We start from the raw sequence: 16,084 nt of genomic DNA on the forward strand, positions 1-16,084 counted from the left end.
GAAAAAGATGAGAAATGTAACGGTTGCAGCTATTCAGATGCAATGCGCTAAGGATGTGGAAACCAATATCCAAACAGCTGAACGTTTAGTCCGTCAAGCTGCTGAGCAAGGAGCCCAGATCATTCTTTTACCAGAATTATTTGAACGTCCCTATTTCTGTCAGGAGCGTCAGTATGACTATTACCAGTATGCCCAGTCGGTATCAGAAAATACGGCTATTCAGCATTTCAAAGTGATTGCCAAGGAGCTAAAGGTCGTTTTACCGATCAGTTTCTATGAAAAAGATGGTAATGTCTTGTACAATTCTATTGCTGTCATTGATGCAGATGGAGAAGTACTAGGAGTTTATCGTAAAACTCATATACCAGATGACCATTATTATCAGGAGAAATTCTTCTTTACTCCTGGAAATACTGGTTTCAAGGTCTGGGACACTCGCTATGCTAAGATTGGTATTGGCATCTGTTGGGACCAATGGTTCCCAGAAACAGCCCGTTGCCTTGCACTAAATGGTGCAGAATTACTCTTTTATCCAACAGCCATTGGTTCGGAGCCGATTTTGGATACAGATAGTTGTGGTCATTGGCAACGTACCATGCAGGGACATGCAGCAGCAAATATTGTGCCAGTTATTGCTGCTAATCGTTATGGTTTGGAAGAAGTCACTCCTTGCGAGGAAAATGGAGGACAAAGTTCCAGTCTTAATTTCTACGGTTCATCCTTTATGACCGATGAAACAGGAGCTATTTTAAGTCAAGCTGAACGACAAGATGAAGCAATCCTCTTAACCACTTATGACCTTGACAAAGGAGCAAGCGAGCGCCTAAATTGGGGCTTGTTTAGAGACAGAAGACCAGATATGTATAAAGATATTGTCAGATGAGAAAAAGCCTCCAAGAGGCTTTTTCTTTATATACTATATTAATTTTTGATAAAGTATTAGAAATCTGATAAAATGAACATAGCATTACTGAGGAGAAGAAAGACTGGGAAGCTCTCAATGAATTTTTCCTTTAATAATTAAGTCGTTATGACGGTAGATATGGTCAAGCAATGAACGACCACAAAGCGCCTGATCTAAATACATATTCGGTTTATTTGGATGAGTTCTTAGCAGAAATTTCTCAAGCTGAATTATTTTAAATGATATTCTATCATTGTAATTACGGTAATTATTTGTTATAATACTTCAAAGGAGGAAATCAGATGGTAGTAAAAACAAGAAAACAAGGAAATTCAATCACCATTACCATTCCAAGTGAATTCAATATTCCAAGTGGTGTTAAATACGAAGCAAAATTGTTACCAAGTGGTGAAATTATCTTTACTCCCGAAGAGTCTGGACATCAGATTTCTTATGTATCTGATGAAGCCTTTGACTTAAATTTGGACAAAATTTTTGATGAATATGATGATGTTTTCAAAGCTTTGGTGGAAAAATGACAGTCTATCTGACAGAAAGGCAAATCGAGAAAATCAATTCTTTAGCAATTCAACGGTATTCACCTAATGAAAAAATTCAAACAGTTAGTCCTTCTGCCTTAAATATGATTGTCAATTTACCAGAACAATTCGTCTTTGGCATACCTCTTTATCCAACAATTTTTGATAAGGCAACGATACTATTTGTCCAATTGATCAAGAAGCATGTTTTTGCAAACGCTAATAAACGAACTGCTTTCTTCGTATTGGTGAAATTTCTACAGTTGAATGGCTATCTTTTTTCTGTAACAGTTGAGGAAGCGGTCGATATGTGTGTAACTATTGCAGTAGAATCCTTAACAGATGAAAGATTATCTAGCTACACCAAATGGATTTCTGAACATTCATTTAGAGTTAATGGCAACAATTAAGCTTGGATGTTTAAATCCTATAAGAAAAAAATAGATAAATAGATAGTATTAGAATTCTGTAATGCAGAAATCTAATATTTTGAATATGTCAAACATTCAACCTTACTAAACAAGAAAAAGTAGCCCCCTCAGGCTACTTTTTAAAATTCTTTGTAAACATAAGGATTCTCTGGTTTGTCTACTTTGATGAAGGACTGGACTTCAAGGGTTGGGAGGACTTGGTTGAGTTCTTTGTGGTAGTGATTGCTAATCTTACCTTTGACTTTCACCCAGGTGTTATTTTCATATTGATTGGTGTTTCCTGTAGTCAAAAGGCCAAAAACTCCTGAATCAGCGATACAGTGCATAATACCAAAGCGAAAAACAAATTGACTATTGGTATGATTTGGATCGTTGTAGACAAAGCCAGTAAACTCTATTTCCTTACCTTCAAATTCGTTTGGAAAATCGTAGATAGCTTCCATGACCTCCAGGTAATTTTCATCATTGATAACTATCCTAGATTGAGCTAAGTATTTATCAGCACTCTTCCGAATGATATTTTCATGAGCTGTTTGTGAATAAAAGCGACTGGTATCCGGCTTAAGATACTGACTGCTCGTTCCTTCACTTGCTTGGATTGCCTTGTCAGTTCCCTCCGACAAAGGGAAATAATATCCTTTTGCCGATACTGTTTGTGAATCCAGAGTAACAGTTGGAAATGTAAATCCAATTAATAAGGGCAAACTTAAGAGGACTAAACTAGCAAGCTTGGCTGAAAAACTATGTAAGTGACTATGTTCTTTCAAACGCTTGAAGCAAATATAGGATTGGACAATGGCTAGTAGCAAAGATAAAAACATAGTGATATAAGCCAGATAAGAGTAGTGGAGGTTTATATACTGATTGAGCTTACCTGATAGGTGCAGATAAAGGGTTAAGATAAAATAGCCAAATAAGATAAAAAATCGAATCATAGCATCACCCCAACTAGATAAGAATAGACAAGAACAACAAGAGTTACAATTGTCATGAATTGCCAAATAAAGCGAGTTTTGAGATAATTCTTCATCATGAGTAAGTTCTTGACATCAAGCATGGGACCTATAACCAGAAAGGCAAGAACTGGAGCAAAGCCAAAACTTGATAGAAGAGAAGATCCGATAAAGGCATCCGCTTCACTACAGAGTGATAGAAGGAAGGACAAAACCATTAGAAGAACAATCGCAAGTAGTGGTGTTGCGCTGATAGATGTCAGGATACGAGTTGGAACATAAACTTGGACTATACTGGCAAACAGACAGCCAAAGATCAAATAACGTCCCATATCAAAGAATTCATCAATAGCTTGAATGAATACCTGAAGGATTTTTTGACTTTTACTCAAGTGAGAAAAATCATGCTCATGACAAGCCAATCTATTTTCTTTTTGGATAGGTCCCTCCCAGACAAAACCAAGAAAGATACCCAATATAGTAGCAACTAGAATAGCGCCCAAAGCTCTTAGAAAAACCATTTGAATTGAATGACCAAAGGCTGAATAAGTCGCAAAAAGTACGATAGGATTAATGATAGGAGCGGTTACTAGAAAGGGAACAGCTGTATAGCTAGGAACCTTCTTTTCTAAAAAGCGGTTGATGATTGGAACGATTCCACACTCGCAAGAAGGGAAGAGGAAACCGATGAAGCTACCAAAAAAGATTCTCCCCAAGCGATTTTTAGGGAGAAATTTATAAACCTTCTCAGGTGTGACATAGACTTCAATGGCACCAGAGATGATGCTACCGATTAAGACAAAGGGTAAAGCTTCAATGATAATTGAAAGAAAAATGGCGCCAGCTTGTAACACACTAGAAGGTAAACTTTGAATGAGTGTCATCTATTTTTTCTTTTCTGCCTTATCTTTCTTTTCTTTGTCGTCTGGAAATGTTACTTGCTTCAAATCAGGTAGTTTAGCGAATTCTTCGAACATCTTATCTAAGTCATCAGTTTTTGTAAATTTAACAGCCATAAGGCATACCTCGATTCTTTTAGTTAACACTATTATACTATTATTTCTAAGAAATAGTTGGATTTTAAAATAAACATGGCTTTTATCTTTATAAAGTTGAAATAAAGCAACAAATTAATGAAAACAAGCTTTCTTCCTTATGGTATAATAGTTTTATGGATAAAAAATATGAAAAAATTTCCCAAGATTTGGGTGTAACTTTAAAGCAGATTGATACTGTCTTGTCTTTGACAGCAGAAGGAGCAACTATCCCCTTTATCGCCCGTTATCGGAAAGATATGACCGGAAGTCTAGATGAGGTTGCCATTAAGGCTATCATCGACCTCGATAAGAGTTTAACTGCTCTAAATGATCGAAAGGAAGCGGTCTTAGCAAAAACCAAAGAGCAAGGCAAGCTAACTAAGGAGTTAGAAGAAGCAATTCTATCAGCTGAAAAACTCGCAGATGTAGAAGAACTCTATCTTCCCTATAAGGAGAAACGTCGAACCAAGGCAACGATTGCGCGTGAGGCTGGACTTTTTCCACTTGCTCGCTTGATTTTACAAAATGTTTCTGACCTAGAAAAAGAAGCAGAAGCATTTGTCTGTGAAGGTTTCGAGACTCCTCAAGAAGCTTTGGCTGGGGCTGTAGACATCTTGGTTGAAGCACTATCTGAGGATGTTCATTTACGTTCAATGACCTATCAAGAGGTACTTAGACGCTCTAAGATTACTTCTCAAGTCAAAGATGAGAGTCTTGATGAAAAACAAGTCTTTCAGATTTATTACGATTTCTCAGAAACAGTTGCAAACATGCAAGGTTACCGTACGCTTGCCCTTAATCGTGGTGAGAAGCTAGGCATTTTGAAAATTGGCTTTGAGCATGCGACTGATCGGATTCTATCTTTCTTTAGTGGTCGTTTTAAAGTTAAGAATGCTTATATTGACGAAGTTATTCAGCAATCTGTCAAGAAAAAAGTATTACCAGCTATTGAGCGCCGTATTCGTACAGAATTAACAGAAAAGGCAGAAGAAGGAGCTATCCAACTCTTCTCAGAAAACCTTCGAAATCTTCTCCTTGTTGCACCTCTTAAGGGGCGCGTGGTCCTTGGATTTGACCCTGCCTTTCGTACAGGTGCCAAGCTTGCAGTTGTAGATGCGACTGGGAAGATGCTGACAACGCAAGTCATTTATCCCGTTAAACCAGCTTCAGCTCGTCAGATTGAAGAAGCAAAGAGAGATCTGGTAGATTTAATTGGCCAATATGGTGTGGAAATCATTGCTATCGGTAATGGTACTGCTAGTCGTGAGAGCGAAGCCTTTGTAGCTGAAGTACTTAAAGATTTTCCTGAGGTCAGCTATGTCATTGTAAATGAGAGCGGTGCATCTGTCTACTCAGCTAGTGAACTTGCTCGTCAAGAGTTTCCTGATTTAACCGTTGAGAAACGCTCTGCTATTTCGATTGCTCGTCGCTTGCAAGACCCACTTGCTGAGTTGGTTAAAATCGATCCCAAATCCATCGGTGTCGGTCAATATCAGCACGATGTTAGTCAAAAGAAACTGTCTGAAAGTCTAGACTTTGTTGTTGATACAGTAGTTAACCAAGTTGGTGTCAATGTCAATACAGCAAGTACAGCCTTACTTTCGCACGTAGCTGGGCTTAACAAAACAATCTCTGAAAATATCGTCAAGTATCGTGAAGAAGAAGGTAAAATCACTTCACGCGCCCAAATCAAGAAAGTCCCTCGATTAGGTGCTAAAGCGTTTGAACAGGCTGCAGGTTTCCTCCGTATCCCTGAAAGTAGCAATATCCTTGATAACACAGGTGTTCACCCAGAAAACTATGCTGCTGTTAAGGAACTCTTCAAACGTTTGGACATTAAAGACTTAAATGAAGAAGCACAAGCCAAACTAAAATCTATTTCTATCAAGGAAATGGCCAAAGAATTAGACCTCGGTCAAGAAACTCTCAAAGATATTATTGCAGACCTTCTAAAACCCGGTCGTGATTTCCGTGATTCTTTTGATGCTCCAGTCCTTCGTCAGGATGTCTTGGATATCAAAGACTTGAAAGTTGGCCAGAAGCTTGAGGGCGTTGTCCGTAACGTCGTTGACTTCGGTGCCTTTGTTGACATTGGTATTCACGAGGATGGCCTGATTCATATCTCTCACATGAGCAAGAAATTCATCAAACATCCGAGTCAAGTCCTTTCAGTTGGTGATTTGGTAACCATTTGGGTGAAGAAGATTGATGTCCAACGAGAAAAAGTAAATCTGTCGCTCCTTGCACCAGATGAATCTAACTAACTACGTTCGACAAGTTTCTTTAGAAGACTTTGGGAAACCTTTCAAACACCAAGCTCAATGGAATACTCGCCTACGGTCGACAGGTGGGCGATTCTTTCCAAAGGATGGGCATTTGGATTTTAATCCAAAAGTCTATCAAGAACTTGGTTTAGAGGTTTTTCGGAAAATTGTCCGTCACGAACTCTGTCATTATCATCTATACTATGAGGGCAAGGGGTATAAACATAAAGATGTAGCCTTTAAGAAACTGTTAAAAGAAGTAGACGGGCTCCGCTTTGTTCCTCCCTTATCAAGTGTCATTCAAACTCCAGTTCTAGTCTATACTTGTCAGACTTGTCACCAAACCTATCAACGAAAGCGACGAATTGATACTAAACGTTATCTTTGTGGTCTCTGTCGTGGCAAACTCATTTTGCAAAATCCGCCTAAGGACTGATGCAGGGTGTTTTAGTTCATGTTATACTTATTTCAAGAATACCGAAAGAGGTAAAAATCATGAATAGAAAATTTTATAAAATGAGACGAAATCGTATGATATCAGGAGTACTTGCTGGAATCTCTGATAAATGGGACCTTGATGTTACTCTTGTGCGCTTTATTTTTGCTATCTTTACAATCGCAAACTTCGGACTTGGAATCATCATCTACATCATCCTAGCCTCTATCTTGCCAACAAAGGAAGATATCGAAGCAGAAATGTATGGAACTGGCCCACGTAAGATTAAAGAGGCTGAACCAATTAATGATAATGAAGGTTGGTTTTGGTAACCATATTACCATTCATTTGAAGTATTAAACCCTTGTAGTATCAAGGGTTTTTCTTTTGCTTAAAAATTTGTGGTAAACTAATAGTAGTTCATATCAAAAAAATAATCCAATCTTACAAAAATGTAAGATTACAGACCTCTTTTGTAAGGTTATGTTATGGAACCAACTCTTTTTTTAGAGTACACTTATATCAGAAAGATAAAGTAGCAATACTATGAAAAATATTTTACAAAAGAAACAAACAAGTAAACCAAGTCCAAAAGAGATCGAGCGAGTTCAGCTCGGTTGCTCTATTATGCAGGCTCAGTTTCAATTAATGGAATATTAAAAAGGAGATTATCATGACATTATTAGATGTAAGACACGTTCAAAAGATTTATAAAACACGATTCCAAGGCAACCAAGTAGAAGCCCTGAAAGATATTCACTTTACCGTTGAAAAAGGCGACTACGTCGCTATCATGGGTGAGTCTGGATCTGGTAAATCTACTCTACTCAATATTCTTGCTATGCTTGACAAGCCAACGCGTGGGCAGGTCTTCCTAAACGGAACTGACACAGCTACCATTAAAAATTCTGAAGCATCAAGCTTCCGTCGTGAAAAGTTAGGCTTTGTCTTCCAAGACTTCAATTTGTTAGATACGCTTTCTGTTAAAGACAATATCTTACTCCCTTTGGTATTGTCTAGAAAGCCTATTACAGAAATGATGAAAAAATTGGTCGTAACGGCTGAAAATCTTGGCATCAATCAATTGCAAGAGAAGTACCCTTATGAAATCTCTGGAGGGCAAAAACAAAGGGTAGCAGTTGCACGGGCTATCATCACAGAACCAGAAATTCTTCTTGCGGACGAGCCAACAGGTGCCCTAGACTCTAAATCATCTGCAGCCCTCCTTGATATCTTTGATCAGATCAACGAGCAAGGGCAAACCATTCTCATGGTGACCCACTCAACAGCAGCAGCTAGCCGTGCAAAACGTGTTCTTTTCATCAAGGACGGTATTCTCTATAATCAAATCTACCGTGGTGAAAAGACGGATCGTCAGATGTTCCAAGAAATCTCTGACACCTTGACTGTTATGGCAAGTGAGGTGAACTAGTATGTTTCGATTAACCAATAAGTTGGCCATATCCAACTTAATCAAAAACCGCAAACTCTATTATCCGTTTGCTTTGTCTGTCATTTTGGCAGTCACTATCAGCTATCTCTTTTACTCTCTAGCCTTTAATCCTAAAATTGTGGATTTACGTGGTGCATCAGCTATTCAATTTACCCTACAACTAGGTCTTGTCGTTGTGACATTTGCATCTGCCATTATCGTGCTTTATGCCAATAGTTTTGTCATGAAAAATCGCTCAAAAGAACTGGGTGTATATGGCATGTTGGGCTTAGAAAAGCGCCATTTGATTGGTATGACCTTTAAGGAACTCTTGATATTTGGGCTAGTAACAGTCACTGCCGGGATTGGAATTGGTGCCCTCTTTGATAATCTGATTTTCGCTTTACTACTTAAACTTGCAAAGATGAAGGTAGAGTTAGTTGCAACCTTCCAATGGTCTGTAGTGCTTTCAATCCTTCTGGTATTCGGTTTTATCTTTTTAGTCATCGTTTTCCTGAACGCTGTACGCATTATCCGTATGGATGCTCTACAGCTTTCTAGAGAAAAAGCAAAGGGTGAGAAGAAGGGGCGTTTCCTAGTTCTTCAGACACTTGTAGGGCTAATTACTCTAGGTGGTGGCTACTACCTAGCACAAAGCGTAAAAGATCCAGTTTCAGCGGTCTTAACTTTCTTCATAGCCGTTATGTTGGTCATTTTTGCAACCTACCTCCTATTCAATGCAGGTATTACAGTTTTCTTACAGTTGCTCAAGAAAAACAAGAGGTACTACTACAAACCAAACAACCTCATTTCTGTTTCGAATCTTATCTTTCGTATGAAGAAAAATGCTGTCGGATTAGCAACCATTGCCATCCTTTCAACCATGGTTTTGGTTACTATGTCAGCAGCTACTAGTATCTACAACGGATCTGAGAATATGAAAAAACTCATGTATCCTCATGATTTTGATGTTAAGGGACAACATGTAGAAGTTGAGGATTTAGACAAGCTTTTGACTCAATACGCTAGCGAAAAGAACCTAACGATCAGCAATAAGGACGTCCTCAATTATGCAAGTTTCGGTCTTTCGAGTCAAGAGGGGACCAAATTAACCACCTTTGAAAAAGGGCAAAACAATGTCATGCCTAAGACAGTCTTTCTGGTTTTTGATCAAAAAGATTATGAAAAAATGACTGGACAAAAGCTAAACCTTACTGGTAATGAAGTAGGACTTTGGGCTCGAAATGATCAACTTAAAGGTCAGAAAGCATTTAGTCTGAACAACCAGAACTATACGATCAAGGAAGCAATCCAGCAAGATTTTGTCATCAATCATGTTTCAAACCAGTATGTTCTTTTGATTTCAGATTATAACTACCTTGTTGTACCAGATCTTCAAAGCTTTTTAGATAAATACCAAGATTCTGCTGTCTACACTCAGTTCTACGGTGGTATGGATGTAACTGCTAGTCAAGAGGAACAGTTAAAGCTAACTGATGATTTTGATGCGTATGTGAACAATTTTAGTCATAATCTCAAGAGTGAAGATGCTATGGTTTACGGGGGTAATGGTTCAAGTGATGCAATTGCCCAAATGAATGTTCTCTATGGAGGTGTCCTCTTTATTGGTATTTTCCTCTCTATCATCTTTATGATAGGTACTGTACTGGTTATCTACTATAAACAAATCTCAGAAGGTTATGAAGACCGTGAACGCTTTGTCATCCTGCAAAAGGTTGGTTTGGATCAAAAACAAATCAAGCAAACCATTAACAAGCAGGTTTTGACTGTCTTCTTCCTCCCTGTAATCTTTGCCTTCCTACACCTTGCTTTTGCCTATCACATGTTGAGTTTGATTCTCAAGGCTATTGGTGGTGTGGATACAGCTATGATGTTAAGTGTAACACTTTCCATTTGTAGTATCTTTGCCCTCATCTACGTACTTATCTTTATGATTACTTCAAGAAGTTATCGCAAGATTGTTCAAATATAATAAGAAGTGTTTGTCAAGGAATCATAGTATTAACCCCAACGAATATTTTGGGAACGTTAAAGTTCACGATAAAAAAGATTATAGATAGACATTTCAAGAAAAAATCTTGAAACGATGTTCGCTTAAATGCATATTGGGATTATTATGGATTCTAAAAATAATTTATGAAAACAAGAGTCCCAATGAAAAGATATGGTAAGTGCTTATGAAATTAAAATTATGTATCATTGGATTCTTCTTTTGTTTGATTGCTGCAATTGGTCTGGTCACTATTAGCGATACCGAAACGCCCATACCTTTACCAATTGATGGTGCTTTTTCTATTCAAGGGAAAAGCAATCTTTCTAATAACGAAATTTACGAAATGATTCGTGACCTATCAAAAACGGAAAATGTTACCATTTACAAGCCGATTGTTCAGAGTTCGGGTCAGTTGAAGTATGTAAATTTCGATGATGCAAACAATGAACAGTTAAAGTCAGTACCGATAATAGGGATGTATTACACCCTTGGGGAAATGGATGTAGACAGTTTGAAACCACTTACGATGACAGGACTACAAACAGTCTATATGGCTTATCCTTGGTATATAGGAGGAATCTTACAATTTACTGGAACTTTAAGAATACTGTTAATGGGTTCCATTTACTTAACTTTATTAGTTGTTTTATTTGTTGTTAGGACGAGGCAGATCAAAGAAGGAGTGATACGACGTTCTTTGGGCTTGCCTGTATACGACCTTAGAAGAGAGTATGGCATTTCTCTTATTTTTGAACTGATTATGATGGCTTTATTGATGATTTCTTACAGTTCTTTTTTGGGAAATGGTTTCTTAACCTATAGTTCTAAGTTATTTTTCTCTCTGCTTATAACGAATTTTATACTATTTCAAATCATTGATCTCATCACCTTTGTTTTATTTTGGTTGACGATTCAGATTGAAAAGCCCATTGAAATTATCAAAAACAAGGCGAAAAACAAGCTTATTTTTGTCGTATGGCTTGCCATTATTTCGATTATTATCGTTGTATCAGGAATTTTTTTACAAGAAACAAAGAGTAGCCAATCCAGTATTAACATACAGATACAGAATTTAGTACCATGGGACACAGTAAAAGACTGGAGAAGGATTGAGTTCCTTGGAATTGAAAATAACTCTGCTAAAAATGGAGAAGTAAGTGATTCGGATGGTCAGTATCTACAGATAGCTGCTTCCTTAAAAAACTTAGATTATTTATATATAGAACGATCCTCGGCCTATGTTCCAGATACATCTCATGCTTTAGAAGACTTTTCTAAACAATTAGAAAATGATGGAATAACGAACCCAGAAATAAATAAAGATCTGATTTATATCAATCAAACAGGTGCTAACCTACAAAATAAAGTGAATGGAACAAACTATCATCTTTTAGATAATAAGATAGCAACCATCTATATTCCTGAAAAATGGAAAGAAAACCAGAAATCTATTGAGAATACAGTTGTAGCAGAACAATTTATTGGAACAAACTATACAAAAGAAGAACTTGCAGTACAAATAATTCCTGATGGTGAAAAAATTTTTTATTTCAATGAGGATGCTGATATCGATCATAAAAATAAAGATATTTTTCCAATGGCAAGTGTAGCAGATAGCAAAGATAACATTGTTGTTGTGTTAGATACAGACAAAATGATCGAAAACAACAAGTTTTCTTTGGCTAGTAATATACTATATAAATCTCTTTTTAGTCCTGAAGCGGTAAAAAAAATAAATGAGATGACTACCCAGTTGAATGTTTCAATGAATCCAGTAGATGTTTACCAAATTGTGAAGTTGAAGATCCAATCCTTAGAGCACCAAATTCTACTGTCACAAATCTTGCAGAAGATAATTTACAGTATTGTCTTTATACTCATTTATCAATATGTCCAACTTTATATTGCCCTAAAACAGAATGAATATGTGAAAAAAATCATTTTGGGTCTGTCAAAAACATATATAGCAATTTCAAGTCTCAAGTACTTTATGATGACTATTACAATGGTTATTCTATTTACATTTCTTATGACAGGGCAAATAGAGCTGCTATATATTGGTCTTGCTTCTCTGCTGGTTTTGATGTTGTCAATAATCATGAGTTTTAGAAAATTATCTGAAAGCTATACTAAAATTTTAAAAGGAGATGAAACATGACAATTGATCTTTTGAACGTTTCAAAAAGTTTCGGCTCAAAAAAGATCTTTACAGACTTAAATTTAAGATTTGAATCTGGAAAAAGCTATGCATTGATTGGAGGTTCTGGCTCTGGTAAGAGTACTCTTCTTAATATTATAGGAAGATTAGAAAAAATTGATAGTGGGAATGTTTTAGTTGATGAACAGGATATTTGGAAGATAAAAGAAAGAACCTTCTTTAAAAATACTGTTGGATATGTATTTCAGAATTATTCTTTAATAGAGAACAAAACAGTATATGATAATTTGAAACTTATCACTAAAGACAAAAAAATAATAACTGATGTACTTGAAAAAGTAGGACTGTCGAGCGACTATTTACATCAAAAAATATATGAATTGTCTGGAGGGCAGGCTCAACGTGTAGCTATTGCTAGAATGTTAATGAAACCACGTAAAATTATCTTAGCAGATGAACCCACAGGAGCTTTAGATGGTGAGATTGGAAAAGAAATTATTCGTTTATTATTAAATGAAAGAGATGAAGACAAATATGTTATTATAGCGACGCATGATCCAGCTGTCTATAATAAAGTTGATGTGATCATTGATATGAAAGATATAGGGGATAATGTATGAAAAAGATAATTTATATTGCTTTGATCTTTGTAGCTGGGTTACTTGCCTTCTTCTTTTTTAGAAAACAAATGATCTCAAAAGAGAATACCAATAAACCAACGTTGGAGTTAACAGTTTTTACGGTTTCTTCTAGTGATACAGAAAAATGGAATAAAGTGAAACAAGTAGAAACGGAAGAAGCTACATACATCATAACTGTGAAAGAAGTAGCGTCTTCAGAAGAAGTATTTTCAAACATCATTGCAAATGGTGCTGCTTCTGGGTTCGGAGTTCGTGAAGAAGAAGTGAAGCAATTTAATAATAATTTAGGAGACACTATTGAGGACTCTAAGCATAATAAACTCATTGGAATAGAATTTTTTACTTTTTCTAATGCTGACGAGGGATTTGTAGTAGCAAATTTTGACTACGGTAATGAAGAGTTGAATTCTCAGAAAAAAGATATAAAAGTGGTATATAAAAAAATATATGAATCTTTTAAAGAAAAAAGTAAGTGATTGCGATTTATTTGCCTGTTTTGATAGAAAAAAAGTCAATTTTTAATCCTAGTATCTTATCTTGATGATTGCGTCTTTAAGTTGGTAATGGTTACAGATTATAACATAAATCAGCTAAGTTTGGAAGTAATTCTGTTCTGTGATATTCTAACAACTCATGAATATTAAATGATTAGTTTATTTGTTGACAGTATCCCAAGTCAAATGTTTCTATAGGAAAATTCTCATACTGGTTACCCTAGATTTCATCCAACTATGCTTATGAAGATGCACTGTTCGCCTATGCTCTTTAAGTGTTCTATGGACATAAAATCGTTCAAATGAACCCTGAAAATGGTAGAGCATAGATTAATTGTTGCTTTGAAGAGTGCGTGTTAGAAACAAACAAGCAGTCGAAACAGAGATAGGATTCATCTTCATGACTATGAATCTCACAAAATTAGTCAAAAATCTAGCCTCTAAAATATCTATTGTTCAAAAAACCACACAGTATTTCTTTCTTCTTGATGGAATTCAAGACTGAAATCACTGTGTGGTTTTATTTTAAAGCTAGTTTTTGCTCAGCGTCAATTTTTAACTTAAATACTAAACAACTGACCCAATAGATAGGTAACTCCCATGGTCAAAAGACCGATACAAAGGTTACGAATCATAGCTGTTTTAGTTGGGGCTTTCCCGAGTTTGGCACTGGTGTAACCTGTAATCAATAGAGAAATCGCAACGATAAAAACAGTAGCAGGGATTCGATAGTCACTTGGAAAGATGGTAATGGAAAGCATTGGTGGTAAACTACCAAGAACAAAAGCGATGAAGCTAGATGCTGCAGCATGCCAAGGATTTGTAAACTCTTCATACTCGATTCCGTATTTTTCCTCAACTAAGGCTTTAAGTGGATTTTTAAGAAAAGCTTTATTGACTAAAAGTTGAGCTGAAGTTTCACACTCACCATTTTGAAGATAAGCAGCATAGAGAGATTTCTTTGCGGCTTCGATATCCTTATCCAAAAGTAATTGCTCACGGGCTACAGCGGCTTCCTCTGTGTCTTTTTGAGTGGATACTGAAACATATTCACCTCCAGCCATAGAGAAGGCACCCGCTAAGATGGCAGCCAAACCTGAAAGAAAGATTATCCAGATATTACTGGTTGCACTGGCAACCCCGATAACAACTCCAGCGATGGAAATGATCCCGTCATTGGCTCCGAGCACACCAGCACGTAAAATGTTTAAACGACCAGCGAAGTTTGAATCAATTTCATGTGTAATTTCTGACATAGTCTTCTCCTTTATATTCATTATAAAGTATAGGAATAGCGAATACAAACTTTTTAAACTATCTGAAAAAAGTTTTTCAATTCTAATAAATGCCATAGCTATTTCTTATCCTATATAATAAAGTTTTATTTGAAACTGACCGCCATAGATGATACAATTAATTTAATGAAATCTTTGGAGGTCTGATGATGACTCGTGAATTTAAATTTGAAACTCTTCAATTGCATGCAGGACAAGTGGTAGATGCTACTACCAAGTCTCGTGCTGTACCAATTTACCAAACAACATCTTTTGTATTTGAAGATACACAGGAGGGGGCAGACCTTTTTGCCCTTCAAAAAGCTGGAAATATCTATACTCGTATTACCAATCCAACAACTTCAGCCTTTGAAGAGCGTATTGCAGCTCTTGAAGGCGGAGTAGGTGCACTTGCCACAGCTTCTGGAATGGCAGCTCTTACTTATACTATCCTTGGACTAGCTCACGCAGGTGATCATGTGGTTGCAGCTTCAACTATCTACGGTGGGACCTTTAACCTGTTGAAAGAAACCCTTCCTCGTTACGGAATCACCACAACTTTTGTTGATATTGATAATCTAGAAGAAGTAGAGGCAGCGATTAAAGATAATACCAAACTTGTTTTGATTGAAACTTTGGGTAATCCAGTTATCAACATTCCTGATATTGAAAAAATAGCTGAAATTGCTCATAAACATCAGATTCCTTTGGTTTCAGACAATACCTTTGCAACGCCTTATCTTATCAATGTCTTTTCACACGGTGTAGATATCTCGGTTCACTCGGCGACTAAATTTATCGGTGGACACGGTACAACTATTGGCGGTGTCATTGTTGATAGCGGTAAGTTTGACTGGGCTGCTTCAGGGAAATTCCCTCAATTAGTCGATGAAGATCCAAGCTACCACAATATCAGCTATACTCGTGATGTTGGTGCTGCAGCCTTTATCGTTGCTGCTCGCGTGCAATTGCTTCGCGATATGGGAGCTGCCCTTTCACCATTTAACTCATTCTTGCTCCTACAAGGTCTTGAGACACTATCTCTCCGTGTTGAACGTCATGTTCAAAATGCTGAGAAAATCGTTGATTTCCTTGTGAACCATCCAAAAGTTGAAAAAGTCAATTATCCAAAATTAGCTGATAGCCCTTACCATGCCTTGGCGGAGAAATATTTACCAAAAGGTGTTGGTTCAATCTTTACCTTCCATGTTAAAGGCGGAGAAGCAGAAGCTCGTAAGGTGATTGATAGCTTAGAAATCTTTTCAAACCTTGCAAACGTAGCAGATGCCAAATCATTGGTCGTTCATCCGGCAACTACAACCCATGCTCAATTGTCTGACTCTGATCTTGAAGCAGCAGGAGTAACTAAAAATCAAATCCGTTTATCCATTGGTCTTGAAAATGTCGATGATTTGATTGAAGACCTTCGACTCGCTCTTGAAAGTATTTAAAAATAGATAAAATTTATCTGATTTAACTTCCTTCTCACGAATAATAAAGTGAGGAG

The 16,084-nt window shown here is 36.8% G+C and carries 16 protein-coding genes and 2 pseudogenes; 14 read left to right on the forward strand and 4 right to left on the reverse strand.

The window, feature by feature from the left end:
* Positions 1 to 7 precede the first annotated feature (7 nt).
* From aguB to QM859_RS01255, 3 genes are all read left to right on the forward strand, one after another.
* On the forward strand, positions 8 to 883 hold the full coding sequence (gene aguB / locus QM859_RS01245; RefSeq protein ID WP_414261826.1) for an N-carbamoylputrescine amidase: 876 nt from the start codon (positions 8 to 10) through the stop codon (positions 881 to 883).
* Between the two features lie 323 nt (positions 884 to 1,206).
* Positions 1,207 to 1,443 (forward strand): AbrB/MazE/SpoVT family DNA-binding domain-containing protein, encoded by a 237-nt coding sequence (locus QM859_RS01250; RefSeq protein ID WP_414261827.1) that lies wholly within the window; start codon positions 1,207 to 1,209, stop codon positions 1,441 to 1,443.
* Entirely contained in the window at positions 1,440 to 1,853 is a 414-nt protein-coding gene (locus QM859_RS01255) for a type II toxin-antitoxin system death-on-curing family toxin (RefSeq protein WP_414261828.1), read from the forward strand. The genes QM859_RS01250 and QM859_RS01255 overlap by 4 nt, the downstream gene beginning before the upstream one ends.
* Positions 1,854 to 1,993: 140 nt before the next feature.
* On the opposite strand, the gene QM859_RS01260 is transcribed toward QM859_RS01255, so the two are convergent.
* From QM859_RS01260 to QM859_RS01270, 3 genes are read right to left on the reverse strand one after another with little or no spacing between them, the layout of a single operon-like run.
* On the reverse strand, positions 1,994 to 2,809 hold the full coding sequence (locus tag QM859_RS01260; protein WP_414261830.1) for a TIGR03943 family putative permease subunit: 816 nt from the start codon (positions 2,807 to 2,809) through the stop codon (positions 1,994 to 1,996).
* Positions 2,806 to 3,711: a permease gene (locus tag QM859_RS01265; protein WP_414261832.1), complete on the reverse strand. Its 906-nt coding sequence runs from the start codon at positions 3,709 to 3,711 to the stop codon at positions 2,806 to 2,808. Before QM859_RS01265 ends, QM859_RS01260 begins: the two co-directional genes overlap by 4 nt.
* Positions 3,712 to 3,843 (reverse strand): SPJ_0845 family protein, encoded by a 132-nt coding sequence (locus QM859_RS01270; protein ID WP_000268695.1) that lies wholly within the window; start codon positions 3,841 to 3,843, stop codon positions 3,712 to 3,714. It abuts the gene before it with no gap.
* 155 nt (positions 3,844 to 3,998) lie between these two features.
* Here QM859_RS01270 and QM859_RS01275 point away from each other — a divergent pair, with 155 nt between their 5' ends.
* The 10 genes and pseudogenes from QM859_RS01275 to QM859_RS01320 form a co-directional block, all read left to right on the forward strand.
* A complete protein-coding gene (locus QM859_RS01275) occupies positions 3,999 to 6,128 on the forward strand; it encodes a Tex family protein (RefSeq protein ID WP_414261833.1) in 2,130 nt (709 codons plus the stop codon).
* A complete protein-coding gene (locus QM859_RS01280) occupies positions 6,115 to 6,564 on the forward strand; it encodes a SprT family protein (RefSeq protein WP_414262184.1) in 450 nt (149 codons plus the stop codon). The genes QM859_RS01275 and QM859_RS01280 overlap by 14 nt, the downstream gene beginning before the upstream one ends.
* 59 nt (positions 6,565 to 6,623) lie before the next feature.
* Positions 6,624 to 6,896, forward strand: coding sequence for a PspC domain-containing protein (locus tag QM859_RS01285; protein WP_414261834.1), 273 nt, complete (start codon positions 6,624 to 6,626; stop codon positions 6,894 to 6,896).
* A 341-nt stretch (positions 6,897 to 7,237) separates the two neighbouring features.
* Entirely contained in the window at positions 7,238 to 7,996 is a 759-nt protein-coding gene (locus tag QM859_RS01290) for an ABC transporter ATP-binding protein (RefSeq protein ID WP_070678902.1), read from the forward strand.
* Between the two features lies 1 nt (position 7,997).
* Positions 7,998 to 9,989 carry an ABC transporter permease gene (locus tag QM859_RS01295; RefSeq protein ID WP_414261835.1) on the forward strand — a complete coding sequence of 664 codons (1,992 nt, stop codon included), beginning with the start codon at positions 7,998 to 8,000 and terminating at the stop codon, positions 9,987 to 9,989.
* Positions 9,990 to 10,194: 205 nt separating this feature from the next.
* Positions 10,195 to 12,168, forward strand: a complete 1,974-nt coding sequence (locus QM859_RS01300; RefSeq protein ID WP_414261837.1) for an ABC transporter permease — start codon at positions 10,195 to 10,197, stop codon at positions 12,166 to 12,168.
* Entirely contained in the window at positions 12,165 to 12,788 is a 624-nt protein-coding gene (locus QM859_RS01305; protein ID WP_004252896.1) for an ATP-binding cassette domain-containing protein, read from the forward strand. Before QM859_RS01300 ends, QM859_RS01305 begins: the two co-directional genes overlap by 4 nt.
* Positions 12,785 to 13,285, forward strand: coding sequence for a hypothetical protein (locus tag QM859_RS01310; protein ID WP_070678910.1), 501 nt, complete (start codon positions 12,785 to 12,787; stop codon positions 13,283 to 13,285). The genes QM859_RS01305 and QM859_RS01310 overlap by 4 nt, the downstream gene beginning before the upstream one ends.
* Positions 13,286 to 13,372: 87 nt before the next feature.
* Positions 13,373 to 13,575: pseudogene (locus tag QM859_RS01315) on the forward strand (transposase); the annotation flags it as partial.
* Between the two features lie 74 nt (positions 13,576 to 13,649).
* Positions 13,650 to 13,890: pseudogene (locus QM859_RS01320) on the forward strand (IS5/IS1182 family transposase); the annotation flags it as partial.
* Here the strand turns inward: QM859_RS01320 and QM859_RS01325 are convergent.
* Complete coding sequence (locus QM859_RS01325) at positions 13,864 to 14,559, reverse strand: VIT1/CCC1 transporter family protein (protein WP_016465853.1); 696 nt, start codon at positions 14,557 to 14,559, stop codon at positions 13,864 to 13,866. The pseudogene QM859_RS01320 and the gene QM859_RS01325 sit on opposite strands and share 27 nt — an antisense overlap.
* Before the next feature lie 188 nt (positions 14,560 to 14,747).
* Here QM859_RS01325 and QM859_RS01330 point away from each other — a divergent pair, with 188 nt between their 5' ends.
* Positions 14,748 to 16,028, forward strand: coding sequence for an O-acetylhomoserine aminocarboxypropyltransferase/cysteine synthase family protein (locus QM859_RS01330; protein ID WP_414261839.1), 1,281 nt, complete (start codon positions 14,748 to 14,750; stop codon positions 16,026 to 16,028).
* Positions 16,029 to 16,084 lie beyond the last annotated feature (56 nt).

The organism is Streptococcus infantis, from assembly GCF_047463175.1.
GTDB lineage: Bacteria > Bacillota > Bacilli > Lactobacillales > Streptococcaceae > Streptococcus > Streptococcus infantis_AC.